The following is a 13,234-nucleotide window of genomic DNA, read 5'->3' as shown; positions in this document are numbered from 1 at the left end:
GTCCGGCAGCGCCAGGAAGGTGTTGCCGCCGGCCCAGGCCAGGCCTGAGCCCATGCCGCCAAGCAGGTTGGCGGCTAGGCCGCTCTCGAGGTTGTAGTTCAGGCCGGAGAGGTCGCTCAGCGAGCCGCTGAGGTTGCCCATGCCGATCAGCACCGGCTCGGCCGCGCGGGATGGAGCGGCGAGGGCCAGCAGGGCGCTGGCGATGGCGGTGGTCAGGAAGGGGCGCATCGCGGGTCTCCGGTGTGATTGGAAAACCCGCGATGCTGACCGGCGCGCGTGACGCCGGCGTGACGCCCATTCAGACGACGGTTAGACGACAGTCAGCGAGACGTCGACGTTGCCGCGCGTGGCGTTCGAGTAGGGGCAGACCTCGTGGGCGGTCTTGACCAGAGCCTCCAGGGCGGCGCGGTCCATACCGGGCACGGAGATCTTCATGTCGACCTGGATGCCGAAGGCGCCGGGCTTGTTGGCGTGTGGGCCGATGGCGACGTCGCTGGTAATCGAGACCTCGGCAGGCAGGCTGATCTTCTGCTTGCCGGCGACGGCTTTCATGGCGCCAATGAAGCAGGCGGAATAGCCGGCCGCGAACAGCTGCTCGGGGTTGGTGCCCGGGCCGCCGGCGCCGCCGAGTTCCTTGGGCGTGGACAGCGTCACGTCGATGGCGCCGTCAGACGACTTGGCGGTGCCGGCGCGGCCACCGGTGGCAGTGGCGGTGGCGGTGTAGAGGGCTTTTTCGATGGCCATGGTGGCTCCTTTGGGGTGGTGGGGGAAGAAATCAGGCAGCCGTGTCGGCGGCCCGGTTGAGTTGCTGGCGCAATTGCGTGAGCCGCTGCGTCAGCGCGATGACCTCGTCCAGTTCGCAGGCGCTGGCGCAGGCGAGGTGGCCGGGGATGTCCAGTGCCTGCTCGCGCAGCTTGCGGCCCTGCGGCGTCAGGAAGATGTCGACACGGCGCTCATCGTCGCTGGCGCGGCGGCGCTCGATGTGGCCCAGGGCTTCCAGGCGCTTGAGCAGCGGCGTCAGCGTGCCCGAGTCCAGCGACAGGCGTTGGCCGAGCTGCCCAACACTCAGGTGATGGCTCAGGCCCCCGCCCTCCCACAGCACCAACATGACGAGGTACTGCGGATAGGTCAGGCCCAGCGGCGCCAGCAGGGGCTTGTAGATGCGGGTCATGGCCAGCGAGCTGCTGTACAGCGCGAAGCAGAGCTGGCGGTCCAGCTGCAGCCATTCGCCGCGGGGATCGGCGTTGGGGGGTGGGGTCTTGCTGCGTGCCATGGCCATTAATGTAGTTCGCAATTCAATTGCGCACAAGTTAAATGGTCTTTCATGCGACACCGGACGCTAGGGCGATCTGAGACGATGCGCCACCCCCAATCACAAAAGACGAGGAGAAACGATGCAGATGGTCGCAATCGTGCTGTCGGCGCTGGTGGCGCTGCTGCACCTGTATTTCCTGGTGCTGGAAATGTTCTTCTGGACCAAGCCGCTGGGCCGCAAGGCCTTCGGGCTGAAGGCGGACTTCGCCGAGCAGACCAAGGCACTGGCGGCCAACCAGGGCCTCTACAACGGCTTTCTCGCCGCAGGCCTGGCCTGGAGCCTGATGCAGGGCGCCGCAGGCGCGGGCAAGCCCTGGCTGGTGTTCTTCCTGGGTTGCGTCGTCGTGGCCGGCGTGTTCGGCGCGGCCACGGCCTCGAAGAAGATCCTTTTCGTGCAGGCGCTGCCAGGCGCGATTGCCCTGGCAGCGGTGCTCGCGATCTAGGCGTTCAGCGCCTCGATCTGCTCACCCAGCTCCAGCCAACGCGCCTCGTCGGCTTCGAGCTGGTCGCTGATCGCCTTCAGGCGCTTGCCCATCTCGGCAATGGCCGAGGCGGCAGCGCCTTCGGCGAGCTGGGCTTCGATGCCGGCGCGCTCAGTGGCGAGAGCATGCATGCGCTTGTCGATCTGCTCCATCTCCTTGCGCAGCGGCCGCGTCTGGTCGGCCAGCTTGGCGCGCGCCTGACCCGAAACCTTGCGGTCCTCGCGCGCGGCAGGCGCAGGCGCAGCTGAAGCCTTGACCACTGGCGCCGGCGCTGCCGCCGACTGCTTCTTGGCCGCACGGGCGGCTTCCTTGCTTTGGTCGAGCAGCCATTTCTGGTAATCGTCCAGGTCACCGTCGAAAGGCTTGACGACGCCGTCGGCCACCAGCCAGAACTCGTCGCAGACCTCGCGCAGCAGCGCGCGGTCGTGGCTGACCAGCATGACGGTGCCCTCGAACTCGTTGAGCGCCATCGACAGCGCCTCGCGGGTGTTCAGGTCCAGGTGGTTGGTGGGTTCGTCCAGCAGCAGCAGGTTGGGGCGTTGCCACACCAGCATGGCCAGCACCAGCCGCGCCTTCTCGCCGCCAGACAGGCTGCCGACTTGCTGGTTGACCATGTCGCCAGTGAAGCGGAACTGGCCGAGGAAGTCGCGCAGTTCCTGCTCGCGGCCGGCTGGGCCGACCTCGCGAGCCAGCCGCACCATGTGCTCCAGCGGGCCTTCGTCCAGGCGCAGCACGTCCAGTTCCTGCTGGGCGAAGTAACCGATGGACAGGCCCTTGCCCTGCGTTAGCCTGCCCGCCAGCGCTGGCTGGGTACCGGCGATGGTCTTCACCAGCGTCGACTTGCCCTGGCCGTTGGCGCCGAGGATGCCGATGCGCTGTCCGGCCAGCACCGAGCGGTCGATGTCGCGCACGATCGTGGTCGTGCCGTAGCCGGCTGACATCTCGTCGAACATCAGCATCGGGTTGGGCAGATTCAGCGGCTCGCGGAACTCGAAATTGAAGTCGGCAGACGCCAGCACGGGCGCCAGCCGCTCCATGCGCTCCAGCGCCTTCACGCGGCTCTGCGCCTGCTTGGCCTTGCTGGCCTTGGCCTTGAAGCGGTCGATGAATTTCTGCAAGTGGGCCACGCGGTCCTGCTGCTTGGAGAAGGCGGCCTGCTGCAGCACCATGCGCTCGGCGCGCTGCGTCTCGAAGCTGGTGTAGTTGCCGCCGTAGCGCACCAGCTTGCCTTCGTCCAGATGCAGCGTGACCTTGGTGATCGCGTCGAGGAATTCGCGGTCATGGCTGATGATGATCAGCGTGCCGTCGTAGCGCTGCAGCCAGGCTTCCAGCCAGACCAGGGCGTCCAGGTCCAAGTGGTTGGTGGGCTCGTCCAGCAGCATCAGCTCGGCCGGGCACATCAGCGCGCGGGCCAGCTGCAGGCGCATGCGCCAGCCGCCGGAGAAGCTGTTGACGGGAGCGTCGAGCTGCTCGGTCTTGAAGCCAAGGCCCATCAGCAGCGCCTGGGCGCGGGAGCGGGCGTCGAAGGCGCCAACGTCGGCCAGCAGCGCGTGGGCGTCGGCCATCGCATGGCCGTCGTTGGCGGCTTCGGCGGCTTCTAGCGCGGCGCGGGCAGCAACCAGCGGCAGGTCGCCTTCGAGCACGTAGTCGGTCGCGCCGTCCTCGGTCTCGGGCATGTTCTGGGCGACCTCGGAACGACGCCAGTGCTTGGGCACCTCGACCTCGCCCTTGTCGTTGCCCAGGCGGTGCGTCAGCAGCGCAAACAGGCTGGATTTGCCCGCGCCGTTGCGGCCGACCAGGCCGATCTTTTCGCCGGGCTGCAGCGTGGCGGAGGCGTTGTCCAGCACCACCTTGACGCCGCGGCGCAGCGTGATGTCGCGAAGTGTGATCATGTCGCCGCCTGCCGGGCCGCCCCAAAGGCGGCGAAGCCCCCTCGGGGGGCAGTGAGTGAAACGAACGTGGGGGCTGTCATGCGAGAGCCTCCTTCGTGACCAGGAGGACCTGGTCGTCGCCCGCGGAGGTTTCCAGCCAGACGACTTCCAGGGCCGGGAAGGCCGCCTCAAAATTCTCGCGTTCGTTGCCGATCTCGAGTACCAGCACGCCGTCGTCGTTCAACGCCGCGGGCGCAGCGCGCAGCAGCTCGCGGATGAAATCCATGCCGTCGCTGCCGCCGGCCAGCGCCAGTTCGGGCTCGGCGCGGTATTCGGCGGGCAGGGCGGCCATGCTCTGGCTGTTGACGTAGGGCGGGTTACAGAGGATCAGGTCGTAGGGTCCTTGCGCTCCGGCCAGGCCGTCGCCTTGCAGCAGGCGCACACGCAGGGCCAGGTTGTGGCGCTCCACGTTCAGCTTGGCCACGGCGAGGGCGTTGATGTCGATGTCCAGCGCATCCACCTCGACGTCGGGCCAGGCCATCGCCGCCAGTACCGCCAGGCTGCCGTTGCCGGTACACAGGTCCAGCACGCGGCGGCTGCTCGGGTGCAGCCAGGGGTCGATGCTGGCGTCGGCAATCAGCTCGGCGATGAAGCTGCGCGGCACGATGGCGCGCTCGTCGATGGTGAAGGGCACGCCTTGCAGCCAGGCTTCGCCGGTCAGGTAGGCGGCGGGCTTGCGCGTTTCGATGCGTTGGTCGACGAGTTCGTTGACGCTGGCCAGTTCGGCCGGGTTCAGTTCACGCTCGGCGTGGTCGTCCAGCGCCTCCAGCGGCAGACCCAGGCGCCACAGCACCAGCCACGCGGCCTCGTCAAAGGCGGTCGAGGTGCCATGGCCAAAAAACACGCCCGCCTGGTCAAGGCGGGCGGCTTGGGTTTCGATACAGGTGATCAGTTTCAAGAGCCGCGGACGTCCAATGTGATTTCTGTAAAGCTGGCGTCGTCGCCGGCCTTTTCTTCTTTGCGCGGCGCCGTGACCAGGCGTTGGCCCGGCGCTTCGTTCTGCAGCCGCCAGAGCAGGTTGGTCGGCGAGTCAGCGAACGCCAGGCCTTCCTCTCGGGTGATGGTGCCTTCGGTGATGAGCTTGGCGAAATGCTCTTCGTAGGTCTGCGAACCCTCGGCGATGGACTTTTCCATCGCCTCCTTCACGCCGGCGAAATCGCCCTGCTCGATGAGCTCGGACGTCAGCTTGGTGTTGAAAAGGATCTCGACGACGGGCACGCGCCCGCCCGTCGTGGCGCGCACGAGGCGCTGCGACACGATGGCCTTGAGGCCTGCCGCCAGGTCGTTCAGCAACGCCGGGCGGGACTCGGGCGTATAGAAGGACAGGATGCGGTTCAACGCGTGGTAGGTGTTGTTGCCGTGCAGCGTGGCGAGCACCAGGTGGCCCGACAGTGCATAGCTGATGGCCGCCGTCATGGTGTCGCGGTCGCGGATTTCACCGATCAGGATGCAGTCGGGCGCCTGACGCAGTGCGTTCTTCAGCGCGATCTGCAGCGACGCCGTGTCGCGGCCGATCTCGCGCTGGTTGACGACCGAGCGCTTGTTGCTGAACAGGTATTCGATCGGGTCCTCGATGGTGAGGATGTGCCCGGTCATCGTCTGGTTGCGCATCTCCAGCATGGAGGCCAGCGTGGTGCTCTTGCCGGTGCCGGTGGCGCCCACCATCAGGATGAGGCCGCGCTTTTCCTTGATCATCGTGCCCAGCACGCCCGGTAGCTGCAGGCTCTCCAGCGTCGGGATGTCGTGCGGGATGTGGCGGAACACACCGGCGATCGAGCCGCGCTGGCGAAAGCCTGACAACCGGAAGCTCCCCACGCCACGCACCGACACCGCCATGTTCAGCTCGCCGGTGTTGTCCAGTTCGGCCAGCGATGCCGGGTCGATGACCTCGGCGATGAGCTGGCGCGGCTGGGGCGGCGTCAGCAGCTGGTCTGACAGCTGCACGGTCTGGCCGTTGATCCGGATCAGCACCGGCATGTTGGCTGACAGATAGCAGTCCGAAGCACCCTTGTCGGCCATCAGCCGCAGGATGCGTTCCATGTTGCCGGCGCCGGGGCTGCTCATGATCAGGCCCGCAGCAGTTCGTTGATGCTGGTCTTGGAGCGCGTTTGCGCGTCGACCCGCTTCACGATGATGGCCGCGTACAGCGAGTAGCGGCCGCCATCCTTGGGCAGGCTGCCCGAGATGACGACGGAGCCGGCCGGGATGCGGCCGTAGCTGACGGTGTCGGTGGCGCGGTCGTAGATCGGCGTGCTTTGGCCGATGTAGACGCCCATCGAGATCACCGAGTTCTCCTCGACGATGACGCCTTCGACGACCTCGGAGCGGGCGCCGATGAAGCAGTTGTCCTCGATGATGGTCGGGTTGGCCTGCAGCGGCTCCAGCACGCCGCCGATGCCGACGCCGCCGCTCAGGTGCACGTTCTTGCCGATCTGCGCGCAGGAGCCGACGGTGGCCCAGGTATCGACCATGGCGCCTTCATCCACGTAGGCGCCGATGTTCACGTAGCTGGGCATCAGAACGACATTCTTCGCCTGGAAACTGCCGCGGCGCGCGACGGCCGGGGGCACGATGCGCACGCCGCTGGCGCGCAGCTGCTCGTCGCTCCAGCCCGCGTACTTGGTGGGCACCTTGTCGAAGAAGGTCAGCTCCTTGTCGCCCATGATGCGGTTGTCGTTCAGCCGGAAGGACAGCAGGACCGCCTTCTTGACCCACTGGTGCACCGTCCACTGGCCGACGCTCTCGCGGGTGGCCACGCGCAGGCGGCCTGCATCCAGCTCGGCGATGACGTGCTCGACGGCCTGGCGCAACTCGGGCGCGTTGGTGGGGTCCAGCGCCGCGCGGTTGTCCCAGGCGAGGTCGATCAGGCTTTGCAGTTCAGCGGTGTTCATGGGAGAGATTTCGTGAAGGAGACGATGCGGCGGGCGGCTTCGAGGCATTCGGCCTCGTCGGCCACGAGAGCCAGGCGGATACGCCCGGCGCCAGGGTTGCTGCCATTGGCTTCGCGCGCCAGCAGGCTGCCCGGCAGGACGGCGAGATTGTATTGAGCGAGCAGCTCCTGGGCGAAGCGCACGTCGTTACCGCCTGGAACAGCCGCCCAGAGGTAGAAGCCGGCATCGGGCAGGGCCACGTCCAGAACGTCAGCCAGCAGGGGCGTGACTTCGGCGAACTTGTGGCGGTAGCGAGCCCGGTTTTCGACCACATGGGCCTCGTCGCCCCAGGCCGCGATGCTGGCGGCCTGCACGATGGGGCTCATGGCGCTGCCGTGATAGGTGCGGTAGAGCAGGAACTTCTTGAGCAGGGCCGCGTCGCCGGCCACGAAACCCGAGCGCAGGCCCGGTACGTTGGAGCGCTTGGACAGGGACGTGAAGGCGATCAGGTTGCGGAAGTCGGGGCGGCCCAGCCTGGCAGCGGCCTCAAGGCCTCCCAGGGGCGCCTCGTCACGGAAATAGATCTCCGAATAGCACTCGTCCGATGCGATGACGAAGCCGTGGCGATCGCTCAATTCGAACAGGGCCTGCCATTCCGACAGCGGCATCACCGCGCCGCTGGGGTTGCCGGGCGAGCAGACATAGAGCAGCTGGGTGCGCGCCCAGGTCGCGTCATCGATCTGGCGCCAGTCGACGGCGAAGTTGCGCGTCGGATCGGAATTGGCGTAGGCCACCTCGGCACCGGCCAGCAACGCGGCCCCTTCGTAGATTTGATAGAAGGGATTGGGGCAGACGACGGTGGCGCCGGGTCGGCTCGAGTCGACGACGGTCTGGGCGATGGCAAACAGCGCCTCGCGGGAGCCATTGACGGGCAGAACCTGCGTGGCCGGGTCCAGCGTCAAACCGTAGCGACGCGCGATCCAGCCAACGATGGCCTCGCGCAGGGCCGGCGTGCCGGCAGTGGCCGGGTAGCCCGCCAGGCTCTTCATCGAGTTGCTGATGGCCTCCGCGATGAGGGCCGGCGCGGCATGGCGCGGTTCGCCGATGCCCAGCGAGATGGGCGCGAGGTCGGGATTGGGCGTGATGCCGGCGGTCAGCTCGCGCAGGCGCTCGAAAGGATAGGGGTGCAGCCGGTCGAGCCGCGGATTGACGGGAAAACTCATGCAGGCATGATAGGGCGCGGCCCGTGATCTGCAGCCTGGGGAGGCATGTGACGAAACGCTGTTGGCTGATCTGCGTGCTGCTTGCCGCAAATGGCGCAGCCCTGGGCCAGGCAGCCTGCCAGAAGGTCGTCGTGACGGCCGATCCCGAGTACCCGCCCTATGCCTGGTATGACGGCCAGACGCTGCGGGGCGCCAGCGTCGATGTGGTGCTGGCCGTGCTGCAAGCGATCAAGCTGCCCTATGAACTGCGCTATGTCGGGCCGTTCGTGCGCGTGCTGCAGAACGCGCGCGTCGGCGAGGTGGATATCGTCACTGAACTCAAGCGCAATGCCGAGCGCGAGCAATACCTGGCCTTCGCCGACACGCCCATCTTCACCAACCCTTCGTCGGTGTTTGTGCGAGCCGGGCAAAACCTGAAGTTCACCAAACGCGAAGACCTGCGCGGGTTGCGCGGCGGCGTCACGCATGGCACGCGCTTCGGTGACGGGCTGGACGAGTACATCGAGGCCAATCTCAATGTCGAGGCAGGGCCGGGCATCAAGGAGAACTTCCTGAAGCTCGACGCCGGCCGCATCGACTACTTCATTTCGCCACATTACCCGGCGCTGTCCCATCTGATCACCAGCGGCAACGAGGGCAAGTACGTTGCGCTCAAGCCCCATGTGGCCGAGGCGCTGAACTATGTGGGCTGGTCACGCCGAAGCGCCTGCCTGGGGCGGCTGCAGGAGTTCGATGCCATGCTCAAGCGCTATCTGTCCACCTTGAACGCCGGCCGCATCGTCGATGACAACCAGGACGCGTGGCGGCGCAACCCCATCATGAAACGCTGATCAGCCCAGCATCCCCGACTCAAACCCATGGGCCGGCAGGTCCACGCGGGGCGCTGGCGCCCAGCCGGGCTTGCGGTGCTCGGCCACGACATTGGTGTAGATGCCGCCGCGCACATACCACTTGGCCGTGATGCGGATGAAACGCGGGTCGGTGACCTTGATGATGTCGTCGAGGATGGTGTTGGTGACCTTCTCGTGGAAGGCGCCCTCGTTGCGGTAGCTCCAGAAGTACATCTTCAGGCTCTTGAGCTCCACGCAGAGTTCGTCCGCAATCATGTCGATCGTGAAGTGGGCGAAATCGGGCTGGCCGGTCAGCGGGCAGTGGCAGGTGAACTCGGGCACCTGGAACTGGATGACGTAGTCGCGTTCCGGGTTCGGATTCGGAAAGACCAGGATGTCCTTGCTGGGCTTGGTGGGCGGGTTCTTGGGCACCTCGCGCATCTTGGGTTTCTTCTTGGCGGCGGGGGCGGAGGCGGACTTCTTGGTAGCCATGATGCAGGGTCAATCAGAGAGGGTGCGAATGCTATCATCCGACCCCGTCGAAGCGCCCATTGAAGGCGCTTTTCTTTAGCCAAATCAAGGGCTTACGCGCGAGCTTCATGCGGCTGAATTCGATCAAGCTGGCCGGCTTCAAATCCTTTGCTGAACCCACGACCTTCCAGTTGCCTGGGCAACTCGTCGGCGTCGTCGGGCCCAACGGCTGCGGCAAGTCCAACATCATGGATGCGGTGCGCTGGGTGCTGGGCGAGAGCAAGGCGAGCGAGCTGCGTGGCGAGTCCATGCAGGACGTCATCTTCAACGGCTCGGGCAACCGCAAGCCCGCGGGGCGCTCCAGCGTGGAGCTGGTGTTCGACAACCAATCCGCCCGCGCCGGCGGCCCGTGGAACCAGTTCACCGAGATCGCCGTCAAGCGCGTGCTGACGCGTGACGGCACCAGCAGCTACTTCATCAACAACCAGCCGGTGCGCCGCCGCGACGTGCAGGACGTCTTCCTGGGCACCGGCCTGGGGCCGCGCGCCTACGCCATCATCGGCCAGGGCACCATCTCGCGCATCATCGAGAGCAAGCCGGAAGAGCTGCGCCTGTTCCTGGAAGAAGCGGCCGGCGTGTCCAAGTACAAGGAACGCCGCCGCGAGACCGAGAACCGTCTCAAGGACACCCGCGAGAACCTGACCCGCGTCGACGACATCCTGCGCGAGCTGAACGCGAATCTGGAGAAGCTGGAACGTCAGGCCGAGGTCGCGGCGAGCTATCGCAGCCTGCAGGACAGCGGCACGCTGAAGCTGCACCAGCTGTGGTTTCTGAAACTGCGCGACGCCGGCAACGAGGCGACGCGCGTCAAGGCGGCACACGCCGAGGCGCTGAATGCGCTGGAGTCGCGCACTGCCGAGCTGCGCGCCGTCGAGGCCACGCTGGAAGAAGTTCGCCAGGCCCACTACGCGGCGGGCGACGAGTTGCACGCGTCACAAGGCCGCTACGCCGACGCCCAGCTCGAAGTGAGCCGGCTGGAAGAGCGCATCCGCTTTGTCGTCGAAAGCCGCAACCGCGCGCAAGCCCGCCTGGCCGAGTTGCACACGCAGGACGGCCAGTGGCGCGAGCGCGTCGAACAGGCCAAGGCCGAGCTGGAAGGCATTGCCGAGCAGATTGCCGGCGCCGACGAACAGAGCGAGATCCTGGCCGCCCAGGCCGAGGAGCAGCAGGCCCAGCTGCCGCAGAGCGAGGACGCCGTGCGTGCGGCCCAGGCCCGAGCCAACGAGCAGCGTGCCCTGGTCGCCCAGGTGCAGCAGCAGATCCAGGTGCTGGCCGCCGAGAGCCGCAGCGTGGACGAGCAGGCGAGGGCGCTGCGCCAGCGCGAGGACAAGCTGACGGCCGAGTCGCGCGCACTGGGTGCTCCCGATCACGAAGCCCTGGAAGCCCTGCGCGAACGCAGTGCTGCAGCCGACGAGGCGCGCGATCTGTCCGACGCTCGCCTGCAGGAATTGGCCGAGCAGGTGCCGCAACTCGAAGAGCAGCGCCGCAACGCCCAGCAGGACACCAACGCCCAGCTCGCCCGGCAGTCCGAACTGACCGCTCGGCTCGAAGCGCTGAAGGCGCTGCAGGAAAAGGTCCAGACTGAGGGCAAACTCAAGCCCTGGCTGGCCAAGCATGGGCTGGATGGCCTGCAAGGCCTGTGGACCAAGCTGCATATCGCCCAAGGCTGGGAGAACGCGCTGGAGTCCGCGCTGCGCGAGCGCATGGGCGCCTTGAGCGTCGGCCGGCTGGACACGGTGCGCGCCTTCGAAGCCGACTCGCCGCCAGCTCGCCTGGCTTTTTATTCGACGCCGAGCGGCTCCATCGCCAACACGCACGAGACGCTGCCCAAGCTCAGCGAGTTGCTGCGCCTGAACGACGCGGGCCTGTCCGCGCTGCTGAATGACTGGCTGGAAGGCGTCTACACCGCGCCGACGCTCGACGAGGCGCTTGCCGCGCGCGGCAAGCTGACGCACGGCGAGCTGATCCTGACGCCGGCCGGCCATGCGGTCGGTCAGTTCTCAGTCACCTTCTATGCGCCCGACTCCGAGCAGGCCGGCCTGCTGGCCCGCGCCCAGGAGATCGAGCAGCTGACGACGGCCCAGCGCGCCCAGAACCTGATCGCCGACGAGGCTCGCCTGTCGCTGAGCCGCATCGAGCACCAGTTCAACGACGCCAATGGACGGTTGACGACGCTGCGCCGCGAGGCCAGTGAGGCGCAGACCCGCGCCCACCAGATCCACGTCGAGCTGCTGCGCCTCTCCCAACAGGCCGAAGCCAGCCAGCAGCGCCGCAGCGTGCTGGATGCCGAGTTGGCCGAGATCGCCGCCCAGCAGGAAGGCCTGCAGGAGCGCCGCGCCGTCGGCGAGGCCCGCTTCGAGGAGTTGGACATCCAGCTCGGCGACGCGCAGCAGCGCCACGCGGAGCTCGAAGACGGCACCATCGCCGCCGAGCGCAGGCTGGCTGATGCGCGCGAGCAATTGCGCGCGCTGGAGCGCCGCTCTCAGGAGGCGCGCTTCGCAACCCAGACGCTGGCTGCACGCCGCGGCGAGCTGCAGCGTGGCATCGAAACTGCAGAGGCGCAGATCGCCACCGTCGCGACCTCGGCTGCCAGCCTGCAGGGCGAGTTGGACACGCTGAACGACGCCGCGGCGCAAGCCGGGCTGCAGGACGCGCTGGCCGTGAAGGTCGAACGCGAGCAGGCCTTGGCCGCCGTGCGTGCCAACTACGACGACCTGAGCCTGCGCCTGCGCAAGGCCGACGAGCAGCGTATGGGTTTCGAGCGCAGCCTGGACCCGCTGCGCGAGGCCATCACCAAGCTGCAGCTCGAGGAGCAGGCCGCCCAGCTCGGCGGTGCGCAGTACCGCGAGCAACTCGAAGCGGCGGCCGTCGACCTGGACCTGCTGGCCAAGTCCATCGAAGACGGCGCCGTCAAGCTCTACGGCCTTCAGGGCGAGATTGATCGCATCAACCGCGAGATCGCGGCCCTGGGTGCCGTCAACCTCGCCGCACTCGACGAGCTGACCACGGCCCGCGAGCGCAAGACCTTCCTCGACTCGCAGTGCGCCGACCTGAACTCGGCCATCAAGACGCTGGAAGACGCGATCCACAAGATCGACCTCGAGACGCGCGACCTGCTGGGCTCGACCTTCAACCAGGTCAACGACCACTTCGGCCGCATGTTCCCCGAACTGTTCGGTGGCGGCGAGGCGCGCCTCGTCATGACGGGCGACGAGATCCTGGACGCCGGCGTGCAGGTCCTGGCCCAGCCGCCGGGCAAGAAGAACAGCACCATTCACCTGCTGTCGGGCGGCGAAAAGGCGCTGACGGCCATCGCGCTGGTGTTCGCGATCTTCCAGCTCAACCCGGCGCCCTTCTGCCTGCTGGACGAAGTGGACGCACCGCTGGACGACGCCAACACCGAGCGTTATGCGCGCCTCGTCACCAAGATGAGTGCGGGCACGCAATTCCTCTTCATCTCGCACAACAAGATTGCGATGGAAATGGCTGAACAACTGATTGGCGTGACCATGCAGGAGCAGGGTGTGTCGCGCATCGTGGCCGTCGACATGGACAAAGCCCTGGCGATGGCGGAGGCGGCATGAACGTTTCGTTGACCGAACTTCTGGCCATCACGGGTGGCGTGGTGCTGATCGGCGTCATCGCCCAGGGCGCCTGGGCCGCCCGCAAGGCGGGGCCGAAGCGCGCCGTGCCGTCGTTGGAGGAGCCGCATTTCGACGCGCCGCCCGTGACGGCGGAGGCGACTGCCGAGGCCGAGGCGCTGGAAGCGACGCTGCCCGCCGTGGCCCGCCCGCTGCGCCGGCCGTCGGCGCGGATCGACGCGCTGATTGACGCCATCGCGACCATCACCGTCGAGGCTCCCATCTCTGGCGAAATGGCCCTCCAGCACCAGCCCGGCAGTCGCCGCGCCGGCACCAAGCCGCTGCAAATCGAAGGTCTGAATGCCGCAACCGGCGACTGGGAACTGCCCGCGCCCGGCCAGCGCTACAGCGAATTCCAGGCCGGGCTGAAGATGGCCAACCGCAGCGGCGCCCTCAACGAGATCGAGTACTC

The 13,234-nt window shown here is 67.1% G+C and carries 11 protein-coding genes and 2 pseudogenes; 4 read left to right on the top strand and 9 right to left on the bottom strand.

The window, feature by feature from the left end:
* From ACXJKJ_RS29090 to ACXJKJ_RS29080, 3 genes and pseudogenes are all read right to left on the bottom strand, one after another.
* Nucleotides 1-228: pseudogene (locus tag ACXJKJ_RS29090) on the bottom strand (esterase-like activity of phytase family protein); the annotation flags it as partial.
* An 81-nt stretch (nt 229-309) separates the two neighbouring features.
* Complete coding sequence (locus ACXJKJ_RS29085) at nt 310-744, bottom strand: organic hydroperoxide resistance protein (RefSeq protein WP_457352769.1); 435 nt, start codon at nt 742-744, stop codon at nt 310-312.
* Between the two features lie 31 nt (nt 745-775).
* Nucleotides 776-1,279, bottom strand: coding sequence for a MarR family winged helix-turn-helix transcriptional regulator (locus ACXJKJ_RS29080; RefSeq protein ID WP_457394608.1), 504 nt, complete (start codon nt 1,277-1,279; stop codon nt 776-778).
* Between the two features lie 115 nt (nt 1,280-1,394).
* Between ACXJKJ_RS29080 and ACXJKJ_RS29075 the strand changes: the two genes are divergently transcribed.
* Nucleotides 1,395-1,757: a DUF1304 domain-containing protein gene (locus tag ACXJKJ_RS29075; RefSeq protein WP_457394605.1), complete on the top strand. Its 363-nt coding sequence runs from the start codon at nt 1,395-1,397 to the stop codon at nt 1,755-1,757.
* Here the strand turns inward: ACXJKJ_RS29075 and ACXJKJ_RS29070 are convergent.
* The 5 genes from ACXJKJ_RS29070 to dapC all read right to left on the bottom strand — a co-directional run bounded on the left by ACXJKJ_RS29070 (nt 1,754) and on the right by dapC (nt 7,820).
* On the bottom strand, nt 1,754-3,688 hold the full coding sequence (locus tag ACXJKJ_RS29070) for an ATP-binding cassette domain-containing protein (protein WP_457394603.1): 1,935 nt from the start codon (nt 3,686-3,688) through the stop codon (nt 1,754-1,756). The two genes, ACXJKJ_RS29075 and ACXJKJ_RS29070, sit on opposite strands and share 4 nt — an antisense overlap.
* Before the next feature lie 76 nt (nt 3,689-3,764).
* Entirely contained in the window at nt 3,765-4,625 is an 861-nt protein-coding gene (prmB, locus tag ACXJKJ_RS29065) for a 50S ribosomal protein L3 N(5)-glutamine methyltransferase (protein ID WP_457394600.1), read from the bottom strand.
* On the bottom strand, nt 4,622-5,791 hold the full coding sequence (locus ACXJKJ_RS29060; protein ID WP_235532062.1) for a PilT/PilU family type 4a pilus ATPase: 1,170 nt from the start codon (nt 5,789-5,791) through the stop codon (nt 4,622-4,624). Before ACXJKJ_RS29060 ends, prmB begins: the two co-directional genes overlap by 4 nt.
* A gap of 2 nt (nt 5,792-5,793) precedes the next feature.
* Nucleotides 5,794-6,618 (bottom strand): 2,3,4,5-tetrahydropyridine-2,6-dicarboxylate N-succinyltransferase, encoded by an 825-nt coding sequence (gene dapD / locus ACXJKJ_RS29055; RefSeq protein ID WP_457394597.1) that lies wholly within the window; start codon nt 6,616-6,618, stop codon nt 5,794-5,796.
* Nucleotides 6,615-7,820 carry a succinyldiaminopimelate transaminase gene (gene dapC, locus ACXJKJ_RS29050; protein WP_056202159.1) on the bottom strand — a complete coding sequence of 402 codons (1,206 nt, stop codon included), beginning with the start codon at nt 7,818-7,820 and terminating at the stop codon, nt 6,615-6,617. Before dapC ends, dapD begins: the two co-directional genes overlap by 4 nt.
* A gap of 47 nt (nt 7,821-7,867) precedes the next feature.
* Between dapC and ACXJKJ_RS29045 the strand changes: the two genes are divergently transcribed.
* Nucleotides 7,868-8,650 (top strand): substrate-binding periplasmic protein, encoded by a 783-nt coding sequence (locus tag ACXJKJ_RS29045; RefSeq protein ID WP_457394594.1) that lies wholly within the window; start codon nt 7,868-7,870, stop codon nt 8,648-8,650.
* Here ACXJKJ_RS29045 and queF read toward each other — a convergent pair whose 3' ends face one another.
* A complete protein-coding gene (gene queF / locus ACXJKJ_RS29040) occupies nt 8,651-9,091 on the bottom strand; it encodes a preQ(1) synthase (RefSeq protein ID WP_457394611.1) in 441 nt (146 codons plus the stop codon).
* 158 nt (nt 9,092-9,249) lie between these two features.
* Here queF and smc point away from each other — a divergent pair, with 158 nt between their 5' ends.
* Both smc and ACXJKJ_RS29030 read left to right on the top strand, forming a co-directional pair.
* Nucleotides 9,250-12,765, top strand: coding sequence for a chromosome segregation protein SMC (smc, locus tag ACXJKJ_RS29035; RefSeq protein ID WP_457394591.1), 3,516 nt, complete (start codon nt 9,250-9,252; stop codon nt 12,763-12,765).
* A pseudogene (locus tag ACXJKJ_RS29030) lies at nt 12,762-13,234 on the top strand (cell division protein FtsZ); the annotation flags it as partial. The gene smc and the pseudogene ACXJKJ_RS29030, both read left to right, overlap by 4 nt.

This window comes from Roseateles sp. P5_E1, assembly GCF_054049335.1.
This window is presented reverse-complemented; position numbering and strand designations above follow the sequence as displayed.